Raw genomic sequence first — 20,308 nt, forward strand, 5'->3', positions numbered from 1 at the left:
ATTTCCAGTCCAAATATAAGCAAATTATAAGTGAGGGATAAAAAGCACTACCGGTTAAGGTACAGAAATTACGCGCGTACTTTAACCGGAAGTATAAAATGATTAGCGGAGAAGTGTAATAGTGCCGGTTTGGCGTTTGGCTACGCCTGCCGCAGTAGTATAAGTAGCATCGTATGTATAAACACCAACCGGTGCGTTCTTCCCTTTAAACGTACCATCCCAGCCAGTTGCCTCGCCATCAGATTGAAAAACCACGTTACCGGAGCGGTTATAAATAGTCAGCTGCAGGTTAAAATATTGCTGGCCTTTCACTTCCAGTATATCATTCAGGCCATCGTTGTTAGGGGTGAAAGCGGTTGGTACAAAAAGTAACAGATTCTGCTCTACAGAAGCTATGTTCGAGTAAGAAACCGAACCATCAGATAAAGTCACTTTGATACGGTACATCACCTGTTCTTCGGGCCGTTGTGGCTTTTCTGAAAGCGATGTACCCGATATTGGCCGCGAACTGATTACCTGTTTGCTGGGGTCAAGTAACTGGAATTCATACTTTTCTTTTCCGTCTGCTTTAACATCCTTAAATAAATTCCAGGTGAAGTCGATATCGGTGCCGCCACTTGGCTCAGCGATAAGCACAACCGGGCAGGACACAGCGCTAACACCTGAAACATTACCGCAAAAGTTGCTTCCGCTGGCCCGGTAACAAACCGGTGCGATGGGGTCCAGGTCGTCGTAGTTAAGCAGGCCTGTAGATGCGGTTATACTTTCGAATGCACTGCCGTTTATACTGCGCTCAAAAAGCACCTGGCTTATGTTTTGCCCTTTCGGGTCGAAGGTTAACTCAACCTGGTTATCATCATTGAAAGTGGAGAACAACGTACCCGGCTTTGGGGCAGGTACATTCGGAATAGTTTCAGAAACTGGCGCAGAAACAGACGTAGAATTAGACATATAGTCCACGCTTATAACGTAAGAGTACGTATCGGTGCAGGTAATATCGGCATCCAGAAACTGGGTATCTGTTTTATCGATATTCGGATTTGTTACGCCGTTTATATCCACCAGAATCCTTCGGATCGACTTTGTATCAATATCCCAGGTCAGTAATACGCCTCTGTCCGTAAATTCTGAATCCAGGAGCACATTGGTAAGGGTCGTAGATACATCGCTGCCAAGCGTACCACATGCATCTTTTGTCCGGATTCTGTACCTGCTTTTACGGGCTGTATTGATGTTATTTAGCACGTAAGTTTCTGTAGCGGCCGTTACGTTTTCGATGGTTGCGATCTGGGTATAAGGAGAACCCTCCGCTATACTTTGCTCAATTACATAAGACAGTCCGGGAATCTTAGTTTCGATGGTAAACTGGAGCTGGCCGCTGGAGGCATTCTGGTTCAGGACACGTAGCCTCCTGAAAACCGGCGCGTCAAAGCCCCGGCGTGCCGATACCTTTAGTTCGGCGGTTCCGGAGCAGGTTGCGCCTGTATAAGATCCGGTGAGTTTGGTAGTGTAATCGAGGCCTTCTTTATAGGTATACGCTATCGTTTGCCCGCTTTTAAGTCCTGTTCTGGGCGTACTTCCGTCCCCGAAATCTAGGGTATAGCTAGTATACTTTGTATCTGTAATCTTAAAATTTACAACCCTGTTTGCGCAGCTTTGTGCTGTATAAGTAGGAGCAGGGGCATCTTTTACTTCGATAGTCAGTTCTTTGTAAACGTTGCCGATCGTGCCTCCCAGGTTTGCCAGCTGGGTTACTGTGTAAGTGCCGGGCTTTGTATAGGTAAAGGACTTTGCTTTCGCTTCGGCTGAAGTATGATCTAAACCGTTGCTTTTGTCATAGTCATAATATTCTTTATCTGCTTCTGCAGCAGGAGACGAGCAATCTTTAAACGTAACTTTCTCGCCCACGCAAAAAACCAGCGATTCTTGGTTTTGCGCGTTGTAAGCCTTGAAACATTGTTGCGCATTAACTGCCAGACCGGAAAGAAGAAGTATGAAAAGTATAAAGTAGAAGCGCATTAGCAGGAAAGTATAGCTTAGCAAAAATATATAGTCAACTGACTATACGTAAGCGTAACATGAAAGTATAAACTCTAACTCAAATTTATTAGGTTGACCAAAACGACACGCCCTTACTAGCTGGCAGTCTGAATTTTGAGTGAAATTTATACTTTGTACAACGCAGTGCAGGCTGTACAAAGTATAAATCTGAGTTTTATAAACCAGATGGCCCTGTTTTATACTGGCGCAGAAACGCGATGCTCTGCATGATATCGAAGTGTAACACCCTGTCTGTTGATACAAACGGAACGGACCCACGATATGCGCTAAAAAGTTGCTCCAATACACCAGAGGTTTTTAGCGGGCGTCTGAATTCGAGTGCTTGAGCTGCATTCATCAGTTCGATGGCGAGTACACGTTCTACATTAAGAACGACGTTATACAATTTAGTAGCAGCATTAGCGCCCATACTGACGTGGTCTTCCTGACCGTTTGATGATGGAATGGTATCAATCGATGCAGGTGTGCAGTATTGTTTTGTCTGGCTTACAATAGAAGCAGCCGTGTACTGACTGATCATAAAACCGGAATTCAGGCCTGGTTCTGCGACTAAAAAATCCGGCAAACCACGCGAGCCTGAGATAAGCTGATACGTTCTTCTTTCTGAGATGCTGCCAAGCTCTGCCACGGCAATAGCCATAAAATCAAGCGCTAAGGCGAGCGGCTGCCCATGGAAGTTTCCGCCGGAAATAATCTCGTCCTCGTCCGGAAAGATATTCGGGTTATCGGTTACAGCATTAATTTCAGTCAGGAAAACTTCTTCCGCGTAGCGGATGGCATCTTTGGAAGCGCCATGCACCTGCGGAATGCAACGGAAAGAGTAGGGGTCTTGTACATGCTTCTTTTCCTGCTGGATCAGTTCGCTGCCATCCAGTAAACTTCTGAAAACTCGCGCCGTTTCCAACTGTCCTTTGTGCGGCCGTACTTTATGGATTAGCTCGTTAAACGGTTCAATTCTTCCGTCAAACGCATCCAAAGCGAGTGCCCCGATCATATCGGCCTGCTTCGACAGCCTTTTGGCCTGCAGCAAAGTATAAACTCCGTAGGCGCTCATAAACTGGGTACCGTTCAGTAACGCAAGGCCTTCTTTTGCTTCCAGCGCCAGTGGTTCCCAGCTAAACATTTCGAGCACGTGCTCGCTTGCCAGTTTAAAATCCTGAAAGTATACTTCGCCCAACCCGATCAGCGGAAGGCAAAGGTGTGCTAAAGGAGCCAGATCGCCGCTTGCACCCAAGGAGCCCTGTTGGTATACCACCGGGTAAATATCGCGGTTATAAAAATCGATGAGGCGTTTTACAGTTTTAAGTTGCACGCCACTGTGCCCGTAAGCCAGCGACTGTACTTTTAAAAGCAGCATCAGTTTCACAACTTCAGCCGGAACTTCGGCGCCGGTACCGCATGCATGCGACATCATCAGATTGCGCTGCAACTGACCCAGATCTTTGTCTGATATCTGGTTTTTGTAAAGTGATCCGAAGCCGGTATTTATGCCATAGATGGAGCGTGATGTACCAGTGATTTTGGCATGCAGGTAGTCATAGCAGTTGGTAATGCGTGTTTCAGCTTCCTCAGAAAGAGCTAACGTATACTTCTCAGAAAGTATAGTTTCAATATGTTCTAAGGTCAGGAATTCGGATGAGATGTAATGTACGCCGGCCATTAGTGCTGCTTCTTGATCTGGGAAATTATTTCTTCAATTGTCTGGTCGGATTGTTCGCCGGTTTTCATGTGGCGTAGCTTCAGTTTGCCTGTCTGCATTTCTTCCGAGCCGATAAGTACCACATACGGGATGTTTTTCTGGTCTGCGTAGCTCATCTGCTTTTTAAGCTTGGCCGCTTCCGGGTACAGCTCTGTCGGGATTCCGGCATCGCGGAGTTGTTGCAACAGGGGCAAAGCATACAGTTCGGAAGCTTTATCGAATTGAACCAGCAATACCTGCGTTCCTACTTCCGCATTGTCCGGGAACAGGTTTAGCTCATCCAGCACATCGTAAATACGATCCACGCCAAACGAGAACCCAACACCAGACACATCCGGCATCCCGAACATTCCGGTCAGGTTATCGTATCGTCCGCCGCCGCTTATACTTCCCATGGCAACGTTGTTCACCTTCACCTCGAAAATACAGCCGGTATAATAAGAGAGGCCGCGTGCGAGTGTAACATCCAGCTGCAGGCGGGCATTACCAGATTCGTTTTGAGTTGTTAGTGCCTGGCTTTGCAAAGCAGCCAGGTATTGCCATACTTCGTGCAGATCTTTCAGGCCGCGTTGTCCTTCGGCAGTTTCGCCAAGTATGGTTTGCAGTTGTTGTAATATCTCTTCGTTTGAGCCGGACAAAGTATAAAGTGGCTCCAGTTTATCTACAGCGCTTTCAGAAATGCCTCTGCCCAGCAGTTCTTTGCGAACGCCTTCTGCACCAATTTTATCCAGCTTATCAATGGCTACGCAAATTTCACCTTCCTTCCCTTTTTCGCCAATTGCTTCGGCAATACCAGCCAGAATGCCGCGGTGATTTATTTTGATGGTGAAATCGGTCAGGCCTAAATTGGTGAGCGTTTCATTGATCATCTGCACAATCTCGGCTTCGCAAAGCAGCGAGTTGGTACCTACCGCATCGGCATCGCACTGGTAAAACTCGCGGTAACGGCCACGCTGCGGACGGTCGGCGCGCCAAACGGGTTGTATCTGGTAGCGCTTAAATGGGAAAGTAATCTCATTGCGGTTCATTACTACGAAACGCGCAAATGGCACCGTTAAATCATAGCGCAACGCTTTCTCTGAGATTTTGCGGATCAGGTTTTTAGAGCCTTCGGCTATATCAGCAGGAGTAGTCTTGGCCAGAAAATCGCCGGAGTTCAGGATTTTAAAGATCAGCTGATCGCCTTCATCGCCATACTTTCCAGTCAGTACAGAAAGCTGCTCCATAGCAGGGGTTTCCAGGGGCAAATAGCCGAACTTCTCGAATGTTCTGCGGATAATGCTGAAAATGTAATTGCGTTTTACCACGATTGCCGGGCCAAAATCGCGGGTTCCTTTCGGTATAGACGGTTTCTCTTTGCTCATAAGTTATACTTTGCGGGCGAAGTTACTAAAAGCAGCCGAAAACCGGGAAAGGAATTGTAAGGGTTTACTTTAAAGTATAAAAAAGGCTGCTAATGAGTTATAAACTAGGAGTGATAAGAAAGATAATATCCTTAAGGATTATACTTTGTGATTTATACTTTGATAAACAGCCTTGCTTTAAAAAGCATGTTCATCGCCATAAATGACATTATAAACAGTGTAATAAATGATTTTCAGATCTAATATAAACGACCAGTTTTCCAGGTAAAAAATATCGAGTTTGATACGGCCTCTGATCTGATATGCTTCAGATGTATCGCCTCTGTAGCCTCTCACTTGAGATAAACCTGTGATACCGGGCTTTACAAAATGGCGAACCATAAATTTATCAACTGTCTGAGAATATTCTTCTGTATGCTTCAGCATGTGCGGCCTGGGTCCTACCACAGACATATGACCTGCGAGAACATTAAAAAACTGAGGTAATTCATCTAAACTGGTTTTGCGCAGGAAAGCACCTACAGGCGTAATGCGTTTGTCGCCTTTGCGTGCCTGGTGCAAGTTTGCCTCGTCGTTCACGTACATGGTGCGAAGTTTCCAGCACTTAAAAACGCTATTATCTAATCCTGAACGCTCCTGTTTAAAGAATATAGGCCCTTTTGAGTCTAGTCTGATTAAAATAGCCAGAATAGGAATCAGCCATGAAAGTATAAAAACAAGCACCAATATCGAAAACACAATATCGAAAGTGCGCTTTATTGTCTTGTTTATTACATCATCAAGCGGCATCGACCGCATGATAAGTACAGGCAAGAGATCGTTAAAGTCTATTTTGAACTTTCCGTCAGGCATACTTCCAACTTCAGGCAAAAACTTCATCCTCACAAAGTGGTTGTCAACAAAATCTATGAGCCTTTCCAATTGAGTTTTTTCTAACTCCATGGGGCAACAATAGATTTCATCTACATCTTCTTTCAGCACAAAGCCATAAATGTCTTCTATAGTACCTACAACTTCCTTTTGGTCTGTGCGGTAATCATCAAAAAAACCAAGAAATCTATACCCGTACTCGGGGTGTTTTTTAAATTGATTCCGAAGTTCGATGCCAGCCTGCCCGTAGCCTGCAATAATAATTCTTCTATAATTGTAGCCTTTCCTGCGAAGTAACTTGATAATTGAAAAAACGACCAGCCGCCAGGCAAGCACAATGAATGCAACAATCGTATAATTTATATTAAGGTATAGGCGAGGAGGGAAATTGCTATGACGCAGGTAATTGCTATCAAATATATTAAGTGTTGCTTCTACAAATAAGATGTACAAGAACAACAACTTCAGCGCATTTAAAATGATTGTGCTTGTATTAATTACCCTGCTAAACCGATAAGTACCCAATAAAGCAGCGCACAAAAACCAGGCGACAAGCGAAAACAGGAAGAACTTGGTGTAAAGTAATGTTAAGAAGCCTGTTAGCTCACCTTGTGCAATATAGTAAGCTGCCATAGCTGAAACAGCAATAGCTACAAAATCTCCTAAAGCATGGGTAAATTTGATGTATTTGGAATAAAGTCCAGGCACAAAGTTTTAATTATAGTCCGATTCTGAATTAAAATAACGGTTACTACGCAAAGATATAAATAACAAAAATACTTTATTTGCTACATTATAATACTGTACTTTAAGAATTATATTTAATACTAAGAACTTCAAGTCGCTAATTAATAAAGATGGTATATACCTGTTTTAACTATGAATTATTTACTACATTTTCATCTATTAGCGCTACCATTTTAAGACGGTTATTTTTAAAATTTCTGAATATTATAAGCCCTGCAAAGAGCGCTACATATTGCACGATCATATATAAAATCAGACCAGTTGTAAGCGATTCAAAGAAATAAAGGCCTATAACCAAAGCAACAACTGTTAAAATTGCTGTAATGATGGATACATGAAGAAAAGGTTCTACTTTAAATGCTCTTAAATAAACAGCTAAATTTCCGTAAATTAACTTAGGTAATTCTGCACATAAAAGTATACTCAATTGAAGTAATGTTAGGAACCTGTAATTAAGGGTGAAAATTGGAAAAATGTAGATATATATTAGCAGAAGTATAATTGAAATAACTATGAAAACAATAATGCTACTGGAGTGAAGAGAATTAAACTTTTGGTCCATTAAACCAAATTCTCTTTTAGATACAAGCATATTAAGCAAAGGCGTCTTTGTAGATATCCAAGCATGTGCAAGATGTAACATAGCAGTGGTTATAGAGATCGAAATTCCTAACCTGCCAGCTTCTTCTGCTCCTAAAAAATACATTGTGATTGGTACAGCGAAATAAAATACAAAATAACTCGATATCCAGCTTAAAGAAAACTTTATTTGAAGAGGCATAATCTCTTTAAACCAACTAAATTTTGTCTTTATTTTAAATTTAGAGATCTGAAAATACAGCGGACCCAGTTGATTTATATAAAGAACAAGCGTTGATATAATCAAAACAAACCCACCAACACTTAGAGCCCAAAGTTTAAGATTGAAATAAAGACTAATCCAAATTGAAAAAACACTGAGAAAACCGGATATAAGATTTATTTTTAGTACTTCTTTTACTTTATCTAAGCCTTGTAGTAATGCTCCCACATACGATACAAGTAAGGTTAATCCTCCTGTGAAGGCATAAACAATCCAAGCTAAAGTAATGGAAGAGTATGCATCATACTTACTAAAAAATAGTACGCCTACAAAAGAAAGTATTATTATTCCTAATGGTATGAGGTACGAATAAACTTTGAAAGTAAATTTAATCAATGAAATTATCTTCTCAAGTGCTTCAGATGATCCGGTTAACCTTTTATTTCTATTTAGTTCGAGATGGGCAAACTCGTGGCTTACGTATTGTGTAATTATTGTAGTAAAACCTAATTCTGCAAACACGGAAAGCGCACCCAGATTGATAAACGTGTACCAATATCCTTGCTCATCAATTGTTAGATACTGCGTTATAAAGTAAAAAGACAAGGGCGTTTTAATAACGCTCCAAAGCTTTAAAGCTATTGAATAAAGTATATCCTGATCAATATTAAGATATCTGCTTAACTTATTTAAATACATTTTTAAATATTAGGGAACGGTACGGCGTCAATAATTTTATATAGAGTATTTTCGGCCGGGAATTAATAATTATTCAAAATCCTTACAGCTTGCTAATCTTATTATTTTTTGATGATAGCATTCAACGGTTGTAAAATTATTATTTAGTAAATGTATTAAATAACCCGTTTTAATAAGATTTTATCTATAAACAAAATAGGGGCTTAAAGAATTTTGTGATTGCACTGTTGTATTTCTAAGCTGATTATTGGTTATTTATTATTAAAGAATCATACATATTTAAACAATCTCTGGCCTAAAATTAGGTAATAGGATTGCAAAGATACTTTAAATTATATTTTTAACTCAACTACATAACATACTATTGTACTAGCAAGCAAATCAATTAACTTTGTATCACATTTAAATAAAAAAGAGTTGTGAAGCGTTAATTATACTTTTAAAATTAAAATTTATTAAATCTGAACTTAAAACAGCTAAATTCCACAACAAGTAAGATCACAAATTTAATCATCAATATTTTGTACTTATTTGTTTTAAATAAAATGAAATGAATGCAGTATTTACCATTGTAGCTAAAAACTATTTATCTCTTGCCCGTACTTTAGGTGATTCTTTAAAAACCCTTCACCCTGATTTAGACTTTTATATTGTTATCGCAGATGCAAATGATGGCTATATTTCTATTGAGAACGAGAAATATAAAATTCTGGAGGCAGATAAATTAGGTGTTCCTAATCTGAAAGATTTAGCTTTTAAATATAATGTAACGGAGTATTGCACTGCTATTAAGCCATTTGTTTTCAGTCATTTATTTGGGCAAGGATATAATAAGCTAATATACTTTGATCCGGATATATATGTCTTTAATAAAATTGATCACATTTTTGAAATCTTAGACAATAATTTCATTGTATTAACACCGCATTTTATAACCCCTGAGCTCAATTATTCAGGTACTGTTCCTGAAGGAGGTATTCTTTTCTTAGGAATGTTCAACCTTGGGTTTGTAGCCATTAAAAATTCTGATGAGGGGAGGTATATAGCAAGTTGGTGGGAGCACAGGCTTATCGATAAATGTTATGCTGATAAGATTGATGGCTTTCATACAGATCAGAAATGGATGGATTTTATACCTGTCCTTTTCGAAAAGGGTGTTCACATTTCCCGAAATTTAGGCCATAATATGGCTTTTTGGAATATACATGAACGTGCTGTTGTAAGAATTAACCAAACTTATAATGTAACTCACAAATTAGATAGTAAGAAAGAAGATAATCCTTTAGTCTTTTTTCATTTCGCAGGTTTTGATCCTAATAACTTAACATATGTGCATAAATATCATCCTGCATTTACGTTAGAAGATTTTCCTGATCTAAAGCCGTTGATGAATCTTTATAGAAATTCTGTATTAGCCAATGGCTTTGAAGAAACAATTAAATGGCCTTATACTTTTGCTCATTTTGATAACGGTAAGAAAATCAATAATTTCCAAAGGCGATTATACCGTAGCTTAACAGAAGAAGGTCTTAAATTTACAGATCCTTTTTCAACTTCTCATGACTCTTTCTTTAATCTTCTAAAGAAAAGCGATTTGATAACATCTGGCAATACAAATATCGACCGTCTAAATGATCGTAACATAGCAGGTTTCGATAGGAAACGGAAAATTCTCAATCGGATGATGAAGACATTGAAGTTAACTTTAGGCTTTGAAAAATATGTCCTGCTGATGAAATTCGCTATGCGCTATGTAAGGCCTGAAAATCAAACCTTCTTAATCAAAGGTTTACATAAAGAAATAGGATTTAAGCACGAAGGTATGCTTAAAAAAAATCAGAAATAAGATTATTGTAGTATTTTAATTATGGCTTTCAAAGTAATTTTAATATCAAAGGCTATGCTGGTAAGTTCTACGCACAGCAAAGCTGAGCTTATCGGGAAGTTTGTTGACTTAACACTGATTACGCCTTTTAAATGGCCTTATTATGTTGAGGAGGAATTAAAGCCCCCTGGTAGTTTTAAGCATATTAAAGTTAGAACCACCCTGGAAGGTAAAAACCACTTACATTTTTATTGGGGAATTGAGAAAATAATAAAAGATATAAATCCTGATATAGTTCATATTGACGAGGAGCCCTTTAGTTTAGTAACCGGCCAGATTCTTAGGATTTGCAAAAAACTGAATATTAAAACCTTATGTTTTACATGGGAAAATCTGTTCCGGAATTATCCATTTCCATTTAATCATCTTAAGCAGTATGTATTAAATAACATAGATTATGTGATTGCTGGTAATGAGGAAGCTGTTGAAATAGTAAAAAAGAAAGGATATAATAAAAATATTTCTGTTATACCTCAGTTTGGAATAGATACTACAACTTTTTATCCGCGCGCAATTAAAAAGTATACAGTTTGTCCTGATTTTAAACTGTCTGTTGGTTTTGTAGGTCGTGTTATTGAAGAGAAAGGAATTCAGACAGTTATTAATGCTATGAAGAATTTACCATCTGTTCATTTAACAATAATAGGAACCGGACCCTATCAAACTGAACTACAAAAAATTTTAAAAAGAAATCATATAGAAAATCAAGTGAAGTTTTTGGGGGGTGTATCTTCTACTGATGTAGCTGAACACATCGCCTCTTTTGACACATTGATTCTCCCTTCATTAACTGGTAAGAAATGGAAAGAGCAGTTTGGAAGAGTATTGCCAGAAGCTATGGCCTGTAAAGTAGCCGTAATTGGATCAAGTTCAGGCGAAATTCCTAACGTAATCGGAAATGCGGGTTTGGTATTTGAGGAAGGCAACGTTGCTGAGTGCAAGAAATGCATAAATTCATTATTAAATAGTGAAACATTACATACTTATCAGGAAAAAGGCTACCAAAGAGCTTTGGCATATTATACACAGGAGTCAATAGTAGACCAGACTATTAAAGTTTATAAAGAGATTGTCTAAAATACATAACACTAATTATATTCTATTCTGTGCGCTGTTGCTTTTGTTCATGGCAAGCGCTCTTGTATTAAATAATACTGGCTTTGCTGTTGTAGGTGCTATATTGGGTCTTTGGACTTTAATATCTGGCATTTATACTTATAAAACTGAAAAAATAGTCAACGTTCCAGATCAACTTTATTTTTTTATATTTTTTACCCTTTACATTCTTATCGCCATAAATTATTGGGAGGTATCCTATGATTATAAAGACATAATTGCTACATACTTGTTTTTTATAATTATACCGTTACTGCTAGTTAGCTTAGATTATACTTATCCAAGCTTTTGCGTTGCAGCTCATCATGCACTTAACGCATTCTTTGTTATTTTCTCGGTTTTAATGTTTGGTCATGCGTTGCTTTATGGAGTAGACTGGGAGCGTTCCTATTTATTTAACAATGGAATGCTACACAAAAACGGAATCTCATCCATTTATGAAATAGTTTACATTTACGTTTTATACTCCAAAGCTAAGACATCTAAAAACCTGCTGTTTTATTCTATCATATTAACTGGTGGTATCTGTTTAATTTTTATTGGGAGTAAAACTTCCATTGTATTAGCTTTTATATTCACACTTGCATTATTTTCTAAAATTCTCTTTTTCTTTTTGCTGATTCTTATCTTAGTTGTACTAACCTATCTTGTTTTTTTTCTTAATGATATTAATACATCTCCGTTTAGAACTGCCTCTTTCAGGGGAATGCTTTGGGAACAGGCATGGGAGGAAATTACTTTTTCCAAAACGAGTCTGCTTTTAGGAAACGGTCCTGGAACTTTCATCTCTAAAATAAAGGAGTACGGACTCTTCAAAATAGAAGGTACACATAATTTTATACTTCAAATCTTACACAATTTCGGTATTGTTGGGTTGGGCCTTTTTTCGAAGTACTTCTATAGAATTGCCAGGCAATTTAAAATTTTTAGCAGTCCTGCTGCTGCTGCATTTTGGATGTTTAATATGCATGCCCTCTTCGACGTGGGTTGGGTAAAAGGAGCAGGTTTTTTTGCAAGTCTTTTTTTTGGTTTGGCAATAGCAGAGGCTAAAAAGCAAGTTAGGCATGAAGAGTTATCTTAATCAAACAAATGTGGAGTAGCCCTCTTGATCATAATGTTGGATAAATGAATAAACAAAAAATATATATCAATGGCCGTTTTCTCACGCAGAGAACTACAGGTGTTCAGCGGGTAGCTATTGGCTTGGTTAAAGCATTAGATGGCATTCTTTCTGAAGATGAATGCCTAAGTAGTAAATATGAAATTATACTTATCTGCCCTAGTTATGCCATATTTACCATGTCTTTTAATAAGGTTAAAATTTTAAAACGAGGTTTTTTAACAGGTCATTTATGGGAGCAATTTGAGTTGCCTTTCTATTCTTATAACTACCTGCTAATTAACCTTTGTAATGTATCTCCTCTAACCAAGAAAAATCAGCTTGCAATAATACATGACAGTGCCGTTTTTGCTTACCCAGCTGCATATAGTTTCATTTTTAGATTATGGTACAAAATAAATTACTTCGTAACATCAAGGAGAAGTAAAGGCATTATAACTGTATCAGAATTTTCTAAAAAGGAATTAGCTAAATTTTTAAGTATAAATGCAGATAGAATTGAGGTAATATATCCTGCATCGGCTTTTAAAAGTATTGAGCGTGTACATCAAAGAAATACAGCACACCAAAAACCTTATGTTTTAGCTGTTAGCAGCTTGAACCCACAGAAGAATGTGAGAGGTATAATTTCTGCCTTTCATCATCTACAGGATATTAACATTAATTTGTTTGTTGTAGGAGGAGATAACACGCAAATATTTAAGAGCATAGGTATAATAGAGGATTTGCCGAATGTAAAATTTTTAGGTTATGTTTCTGATGAGCGTTTAACAGATCTATATCAGAATGCTTTATGTTTTGTCTATCCTTCATTTTATGAAGGCTTCGGATTACCTCCACTTGAAGCAATGGCATATGGATGTCCCGTTATTGTCTCTAATAGAGCCTCGTTACCTGAAGTTTGCGGAGATGCTGCTTTATATTGTAACCCAGATGAACCTGCCAATATTGCAGAAGCAATACGAAAGTTGTATAAAAGTGATGAACTACAAGAGGAACTAATAAAAAATGGCTTCGAACAACTAAAAAATTTCTGCTTCAGGAAAGGTGCCAGCTCTTTGTTAAGTCTAATCAAACAACATACACCAACAGCGTAACTTTGTGAACCAACTAAAGTCCCTTGTTTACAAATACCATAGTTCCGTTTTCTTTTTACTATTGGTAGGTATAAGTATTACGCTTCCTTTCTCAATAAAGTATAATAGCTTGCTAATTATACTATTTGTGCTTTATTGGATTTTGTTTTTGTATAGTTCAAATTCCGTTACTATCAGAAATCCGAAGTTATTTAGTTCGATTTTTTTATTTTTTCTAACTTACATGTACGGTGCACTCATTTCCAGTGATATACAAAGTGCAATAAAAGATATTGAGCAAAAGCTTTCTTTATTTATTTTGCCTTTAGTTTTAGCATCTATACCTGTTCTCTCACGAAAAAAACTACACCTAATTGTCGTTTCATTTATAGTATCGTGTTTTGTTATTTCGATTTTAACATTCAGGAACGGATTAAGTTTTCTTGAAGCTGAACATCGTGTTTGGGCCATGCAAGACCTCATACTCATGCACAGACCTATGTTAGGTTTATATTGTGCATCTTGTATATTCTTTATACTTGCTTTGATATTTAGCATCAGGAAGCTGTACTTACAAATCTTAGGAACTAGCCTGGCTCTATGGTTCTTCTTTTTCTTGATAATTATAAATGCTAAGATGTCGTTTTTGGCTTTTGCTATCAGCTCATTTATAGTATTCCTGATTTACCTGTTTCAGAGAAGAAATAAATGGATTGGTACTGTTGTGATACTTGCTTTTATTGCCAGTTTCTATGTACTATTCTTAGTAAACGATGCTGTAAACAGTTTTATCACAGCTTTAATTAATTTTGAGCCCTTTTCTTACGAGAAGTATAGTTCTATGATGGTTGATAGTTTCAATGTCAGGTTTGGTATCTGGAAATGTTGTAAAGAAGTCTTAAATACTGATTTGACATGGTTAACAGGAACTGGGACAGGTGATTCAAGGCTTTTATTAATTGACTGTTATAACCGTAACAACTATACAGTGCAAGCTCAGGAAATGTTAAATGCACATAACCAGTACTTAGAGTCGTGGTTAACAATGGGACTTATTGGTTTGGTAATATTAATAAGTGTACTTCTATTTGCTATAGTTGATGGTATAAAACAAAAACAGTTTATATTCTATAGCTTTGTAATCCTATACATGATCTGTGCTATCTCAGAATCATTATTTGATACTCAAAAAGGAGTTGTGATTTTTACTCTTTTCTATTCTCTTTTTGCTTTCCATCTGCAGGTCGGCAATAATGTTTATACGGCCAATAAAAATATTAAAATATAAATGGCTTCTTCAACTAATACAGCAATTATTCATGATTGGCTTCCGCTTATTGGGGGAGCCGAGCGAGTGTTGGAAAGTATTCACAGAATATATCCGAGTCCGATTTATACGATAATAAAAAATGAAGAAGCTTTAAGAGGTAGTTATTTTGATACTAAAAGTATAAAAACGAGTTTTATTCAAAATCTTCCTTTTGCTAAAACCAAGTATAGAAATTATCTTCCTTTTTTCCCATTAGCTATCGAACAGTTTGATTTAAGAAAGTATGATATTATAATTTCTTCGTCTTACGCTGTTGCAAAAGGAGTTCTTACTAATGCAAACCAATTACATATTTGTTATTGCCACTCACCTGTTAGGTATGCATGGGATCTTTATCATCAGTACTTAGAAGAGGCGAATCTACAAATAGGGCTGAAAGGACTTTTTGCTAAAGTTATTTTACATTATTTAAGAAACTGGGATGTAGCATCTATTAATAGAGTTGATTATTTTATTGCAAATTCAAATTACATTGCACGCAGAATCAAAAAGCTTTATAACAGAGAAGCAATTGTGATTTACCCTCCGGTGGCAGTAGAAAACTTCAAACTATGTGAAGTGAAAGAAAATTTTTATTTGACTGCTTCTCGGATGGTCCCCTATAAGAAAATTGATCTTATTGTAGAAGCTTTTGCTCTGATGCCTGACAAAGAATTAGTTGTAATTGGTGATGGTCCAGATTTTAGTAAAATAAAGAAAAAGGCAACTGCAAATATAAAAATATTGGGTTATCAGTCTTTTGAAGTACTAAGGGATCATATGCAACGAGCAAAAGCTTTTGTATTTGCCGCAGAAGAAGATTTTGGAATTATCCCTGTTGAAGCACAAGCATGCGGAACTCCAGTAATTGCTTATGGGAGAGGGGGAGCTTTGGAAACAGTAAAGAATAATGAAACTGGATTATTTTTTTATGAGCAAACAACCAGTAGTCTCATTGAAGCAATTAGGGATTTTGAAAAAAAATCATACGATTTCGTTCCTGCTTTGATTCGAAACCACTCTGAGAACTTTAGTACCGAAAAATTCGAAGCTAAGTTTAAAGCTTTCATCGAGGATAAACGTGGGGATTTAAATTTATAGAGTTATTTGCCCTGTTTTAGGAAGTATAATTTATAAGTGTAAGATATTTAAAAACAGTGTATTGAATCTTAACAGAAGATTCAAATTTTTCGCAGAAAGTTTATTATAAAATGTACAAAGAAAAAGAGAATAAGGATAGTTATCCAAAGAAGTATACAAGAGAAGATGAAATTGACATATCCGTTATCTTCAGTAATCTAAGAAGTGCAGCCAATTCAATAAGCCATGGCTTCAAATCGTTTCTTCTTTTAATTGTGAGGAAGTTTATTTTTTTAATAGCTTTTTTTTGTATTGGCTCATTAGCGGGCTACGCAACCTATAGCGTTACCAAACCTTATTATACTTCCTCTATGACCTTGGTATTAGCTGAAATCAGGAATCAATTCGTGGAAGATGAATTAAGCAAGTTTACAGTTATGGTAGATGATGATAACTTCAATGCAATAGCTGATAGATTGGAAATATCTGTAGAGGATGCGAAGCAAATAAAGAAATTAACCTTTTCTAACCTGGATCAGGAGCGGGTGTCAGAGGATAGTATTTTGACTGGGTCACCTTTCAGGATTGAACTGCAACTCTACGACAGAAAACTTTTTGAAAAAATGGAGCCAGCTATCACAAGCTATCTTGAAAACAATAGGTTCTTTGCAAAGCAAAAGCGCATTAAGCAGCGGCAGATTGAAGGAATGATCACTAAGTTGAAAAAAGAAATCTCTTCAATGGATAGTATCAAAGCTGAAATTTCAGCTCCACGCGGTCCTGTTAATGGGTTTGTATACGGTGAACCTCTTGATCCATCAAACTTATTTCGTGAAAGTATAAGTATGTATGAGCAACAGGCAGAGTTGGAGGCTGAATTAGAACAATTGGACAACATGCAGGTTGTAATCGGTTTTTCGCCGCAATCACGGCCTACTGGCCCTAACTTGCTTAAATATCTGGCATTAGGCGGCTTAATCGCTTTTGTAATTGGTTTACTGGTTGCTTTAAGGTTGGAAGCAAAGAGGAAGAGAAAATTAGCTTAAATACCAGGTATAAAAAAGGCCGCTGCTCTATTAAGAACAGCGGCCTTTTTTATACTTTATACTTTTTACTCTTCCTTGCGCATCACCCAACTCAGGTTGTACAAGTCTCGGCGGCGATCTTTCAGGTTGCGGACGCTGCCTGCGGTGTTCAGGTCTTTCAGCAGATCCAGGTCCAGATCGGCTATGAGCGTCATCTCTGTGTTTGGCGTTGCTTCTGCTATCACAGCATCATGCGGAAAAGCAAAGTCAGAAGGAGAGAAGACAGCCGACTGCGAGTATTGGATGTCCATGTTCTCTACTTTTGGCAGGTTACCTACGCTACCGGTTATCGCTACATAACATTCGTTTTCGATGGCACGCGCCTGCGCGCACAATCTAACACGTAAGTATGCGTTTTTGGTATCGGTCCAGAAAGGTACGAACAGAATCTTCATGTCCATGTCAGATAGCATACGAGCCAGCTCCGGGAACTCTACATCGTAGCAGATCAGGATGCCAATCTTTCCGATATCCGTATCAAATATTTTGAGTTTATGGCCGCCACGCATCCCCCAGTAATGCGATTCGTCGGGGGTTACATGCAGTTTGTATTGCTTGTCATAGGTACCATCACGGCGGCACAGGTAACTTACGTTATATAGCTTATTGTCGTAATACTCCGGCATACTACCGGCTATGATATTGATGTTGTACGACAGTGCCAGGTGAATCATGCGCTCGCGGATTTCCTCGGTGTATTCCGCCATACTTCGGATCGCTTCGGAAGGAGAGTCCTCTTTGGTAAGTGCCATCAAGGGGGCGTTGAAAAACTCCGGAAACAAGACCACATCAGATTTATAGGAGCTTACCGTATCCACATAAAACTCGATCTGCTGCATCATATCATCCAGCGATTTTACGGCACGCATCTGCCATTGCACAATCCCTATCCGGACAACCGTTTTCTTGCCGCCAACCAGTTTTTCTTTTTCCTCAAAGTATACATTTATCCACTCGAGGAGGGTAGCGTAGGCTTTGGATTCGGTATCGTCGGGCAAATAACCCTTTAATATCTTACGAACGTGAAAACCGTTACTAAGCTGAAAAGAAAGTACCGGGTCTGACAGCTCTTTGTTCCGAACCATCTCAATATACTTGGCTGGCGTTAACTTATCGGCATAATCCTTATAACCAGGAATTCGGCCACCGGCAATAATGCCACGCAGGTTCAGGTTCTCGCAAATCTCTTTACGTGCATCATACAAACGACGACCCAGGCGCAGGTTTCGGTACTCCGGGTGTACAAAAACATCGATGCCGTATAAGGTGTCGCCGTCCGGGTCATGTGATTTGAACGTACCTTTATCAATGATCTGCTCATAAGTATGTTTGTCGCCGTAGGCCGTGTAATCGATAATCAGGCTCAGGGCAACGGCAATAACGCGGCCTTTGTCTTCGATACAGATCTGGCCTTCCGGAAATTTTTTGAGTAGGTTAGAGAATTCTTTTCTGGTCCAGGCACCGTCTATGTTCGAGTAAACGATGTCCATTATTTCTTTCAGCTCTTTGTAATCTTTTAACTCCAGCTGACGGAGTAATAATCTATGTTCTGTGTGATCGTCGCTTTTTTCACTCATGGTAATCTACATCTTTGTTTGGTAAGGAAGTATACTTGCAAGTCTTTTAGTATAGCTATTGCATCTGGATTGGCCATTGTATACTTTATACGAATTGAAAAAGCGCAGTCTTGGAAACTGCGCCCCCTGGTTTATACTTTTTAATTACGCTTAGAGTTGTACTTCCGGAATTTCTCCTTCCACAATCAGGTGGCCTTCGGTTGCTTTCTGGATGTCTTCCACACTAACGCCCGGTGCGCGCTCCAGTAGTTTAAAACCTTTGTCGGTCACTTCAATTACAGCTAAATCGGTTACGATCTTTTTTACACAGTTAAGGCCAGTAATGGGCAATGTGCAGTTCTTTAACAACTTAGACGACCCATCGCGGGCGGTATGCTGCATGGCAACGATGATGTTCTTTGCTGATGCTACCAAATCCATCGCACCGCCCATGCCTTTTACCATTTTTCCTGGTATTTTCCAGTTGGCTATATCGCCGCGCTCCGAAACCTCCATCGCTCCAAGTATAGTTAAATGCACGTGCTCGCCTCGTATCATCCCAAAGCTATCAGCCGAACTGAAGATGGAAGAACCAGACAATGTTGTAATGGTCTGCTTACCCGCATTAATAAGGTCGGCGTCTACTTCGTCTTCCGTTGGGAAAGGGCCCATGCCCAGCAACCCGTTTTCGGATTGCAGCACTACTTCTATACCTTGTGGCAGGTAATTCGCAACCAGCGTCGGGATACCGATGCCGAGGTTAACGTACATGCCATTTTCTACTTCCTGTGCGATGCGTTTCGCTATGCCGTGTTTATCAAGACTCATTTCTTTCGTAATTTGGGGATTTGGAAATTTGCAGATATGAAGATGTTAAGCTATAAATTTTATCTTCCTGCTTTAGTTTATACTTTGAGCTTATGATGATTTTGTTTTGCTATAGAGAGAAACCCACCCCTAACCCCTCCGAGGAGGGGAATTAATTATTCGTTCTAAAAACTTTACATTCCGCACTAGCAAATCGAATTCCCCTCCTTGGAGGGGTTAGGGGTGGGTATAATAGCGCAGAATATAAATAGTAGCAAACTAAAAATTAGCACATTAAACCGTGCGAACCGTTTTCTGCTCGATGCGCTTTTCATACTTTTCGCCCTGGAAAATGCGCTGCACAAAAATGCCTGGTGTATGAATTTCGTTCGGATCGAGCTCTCCGGCCGGTACTAATTCCTCTACTTCGGCTACAGTTATTTTGCCAGCAGTCGCCATCATCGGGTTAAAATTGCGGGCTGTACCTTTGTAGATCAGGTTGCCCGCCGTATCGCCTTTCCAGGCTTTCACAAAAGCAAAATCTGCTTTCAGCCACGATTCCATTAAATACATTTTTCCGTTAAACTCGCGACTTTCTTTGCCTTCGCCTACTTCGGTGCCATAACCGGCTGGCGTAAAAAAGGCAGGAATTCCAGCGCCGCCGGCACGAATACGCTCTGCCAGTGTGCCCTGTGGGGTTAATTCTACTTCCAGTTCTCCGGATAAAAGCTGGCGCTCAAATTCTGCGTTTTCGCCAACATAGCTGGAAATCATTTTTTTAACCTGGCGCTTCTGCAGGAGAAGGCCAATCCCGAAATCATCAACACCGGCGTTATTCGAAATGCAGGTCAGGTCTTTAACGCCCAAACGCAGCAATTCCTGAATGGCATTTTCCGGGATACCGCACAAACCGAATCCGCCCAGCATCAGGGTCATACCATCTGTTATACCTTGCAGGGCTTCCTGTGCATTTTTTACAGTTTTATTAATCATAGTTGAATATGTATTAGCGAGTAAGTCTTTTTTTAAATG

General features: G+C 38.9%; 15 protein-coding genes. 7 read left to right on the forward strand and 8 right to left on the reverse strand.

Annotated elements, in window-relative coordinates:
- Positions 1-102: 102 nt before the first annotated feature.
- From DP923_RS07030 to DP923_RS07050, 5 genes are all read right to left on the reverse strand, one after another.
- Positions 103-2,019 (reverse strand): T9SS type B sorting domain-containing protein, encoded by a 1,917-nt coding sequence (locus tag DP923_RS07030; RefSeq protein ID WP_112305136.1) that lies wholly within the window; start codon positions 2,017-2,019, stop codon positions 103-105.
- Positions 2,020-2,215: 196 nt separating this feature from the next.
- On the reverse strand, positions 2,216-3,721 hold the full coding sequence (hutH, locus tag DP923_RS07035) for a histidine ammonia-lyase (RefSeq protein ID WP_112305137.1): 1,506 nt from the start codon (positions 3,719-3,721) through the stop codon (positions 2,216-2,218).
- Positions 3,721-5,124 (reverse strand): histidine--tRNA ligase, encoded by a 1,404-nt coding sequence (hisS, locus tag DP923_RS07040; RefSeq protein ID WP_112305138.1) that lies wholly within the window; start codon positions 5,122-5,124, stop codon positions 3,721-3,723. The genes hutH and hisS overlap by 1 nt, the downstream gene beginning before the upstream one ends.
- A 177-nt stretch (positions 5,125-5,301) precedes the next feature.
- Complete coding sequence (locus tag DP923_RS07045) at positions 5,302-6,702, reverse strand: undecaprenyl-phosphate glucose phosphotransferase (protein WP_112305139.1); 1,401 nt, start codon at positions 6,700-6,702, stop codon at positions 5,302-5,304.
- A 169-nt stretch (positions 6,703-6,871) separates the two neighbouring features.
- Positions 6,872-8,242 (reverse strand): MATE family efflux transporter, encoded by a 1,371-nt coding sequence (locus tag DP923_RS07050; protein WP_112305140.1) that lies wholly within the window; start codon positions 8,240-8,242, stop codon positions 6,872-6,874.
- Positions 8,243-8,792: 550 nt separating this feature from the next.
- Here DP923_RS07050 and DP923_RS07055 point away from each other — a divergent pair.
- From DP923_RS07055 to DP923_RS07085, 7 genes are all read left to right on the forward strand, one after another.
- Positions 8,793-10,088: a glycosyltransferase family protein gene (locus DP923_RS07055; protein WP_112305141.1), complete on the forward strand. Its 1,296-nt coding sequence runs from the start codon at positions 8,793-8,795 to the stop codon at positions 10,086-10,088.
- A 21-nt stretch (positions 10,089-10,109) separates the two neighbouring features.
- A complete protein-coding gene (locus tag DP923_RS07060) occupies positions 10,110-11,204 on the forward strand; it encodes a glycosyltransferase (protein WP_112305142.1) in 1,095 nt (364 codons plus the stop codon).
- Positions 11,197-12,324: a hypothetical protein gene (locus tag DP923_RS07065; protein WP_112305143.1), complete on the forward strand. Its 1,128-nt coding sequence runs from the start codon at positions 11,197-11,199 to the stop codon at positions 12,322-12,324. The genes DP923_RS07060 and DP923_RS07065 overlap by 8 nt, the downstream gene beginning before the upstream one ends.
- Positions 12,325-12,368: 44 nt before the next feature.
- Positions 12,369-13,460: a glycosyltransferase family 4 protein gene (locus DP923_RS07070; RefSeq protein ID WP_112305144.1), complete on the forward strand. Its 1,092-nt coding sequence runs from the start codon at positions 12,369-12,371 to the stop codon at positions 13,458-13,460.
- 223 nt (positions 13,461-13,683) lie between these two features.
- Positions 13,684-14,727, forward strand: coding sequence for an O-antigen ligase family protein (locus DP923_RS07075; protein ID WP_112305145.1), 1,044 nt, complete (start codon positions 13,684-13,686; stop codon positions 14,725-14,727).
- On the forward strand, positions 14,728-15,849 hold the full coding sequence (locus DP923_RS07080; protein ID WP_112305146.1) for a glycosyltransferase family 4 protein: 1,122 nt from the start codon (positions 14,728-14,730) through the stop codon (positions 15,847-15,849).
- Between the two features lie 110 nt (positions 15,850-15,959).
- Positions 15,960-16,874, forward strand: coding sequence for a chain length determinant protein (locus tag DP923_RS07085; RefSeq protein ID WP_112305147.1), 915 nt, complete (start codon positions 15,960-15,962; stop codon positions 16,872-16,874).
- Positions 16,875-16,939: 65 nt separating this feature from the next.
- Here DP923_RS07085 and DP923_RS07090 read toward each other — a convergent pair whose 3' ends face one another.
- From DP923_RS07090 to DP923_RS07100, 3 genes are all read right to left on the reverse strand, one after another.
- On the reverse strand, positions 16,940-18,490 hold the full coding sequence (locus DP923_RS07090) for a carbon-nitrogen hydrolase family protein (RefSeq protein WP_112305148.1): 1,551 nt from the start codon (positions 18,488-18,490) through the stop codon (positions 16,940-16,942).
- Positions 18,491-18,640: 150 nt separating this feature from the next.
- Positions 18,641-19,297 carry a 3-oxoacid CoA-transferase subunit B gene (locus DP923_RS07095; RefSeq protein ID WP_112305149.1) on the reverse strand — a complete coding sequence of 219 codons (657 nt, stop codon included), beginning with the start codon at positions 19,295-19,297 and terminating at the stop codon, positions 18,641-18,643.
- Between the two features lie 273 nt (positions 19,298-19,570).
- On the reverse strand, positions 19,571-20,269 hold the full coding sequence (locus DP923_RS07100; RefSeq protein WP_112305150.1) for a CoA transferase subunit A: 699 nt from the start codon (positions 20,267-20,269) through the stop codon (positions 19,571-19,573).
- Positions 20,270-20,308: the final 39 nt, after the last annotated feature.

It is taken from the genome of Pontibacter arcticus, assembly GCF_003284895.1.
GTDB classification, from domain to species: domain Bacteria; phylum Bacteroidota; class Bacteroidia; order Cytophagales; family Hymenobacteraceae; genus Pontibacter; species Pontibacter arcticus.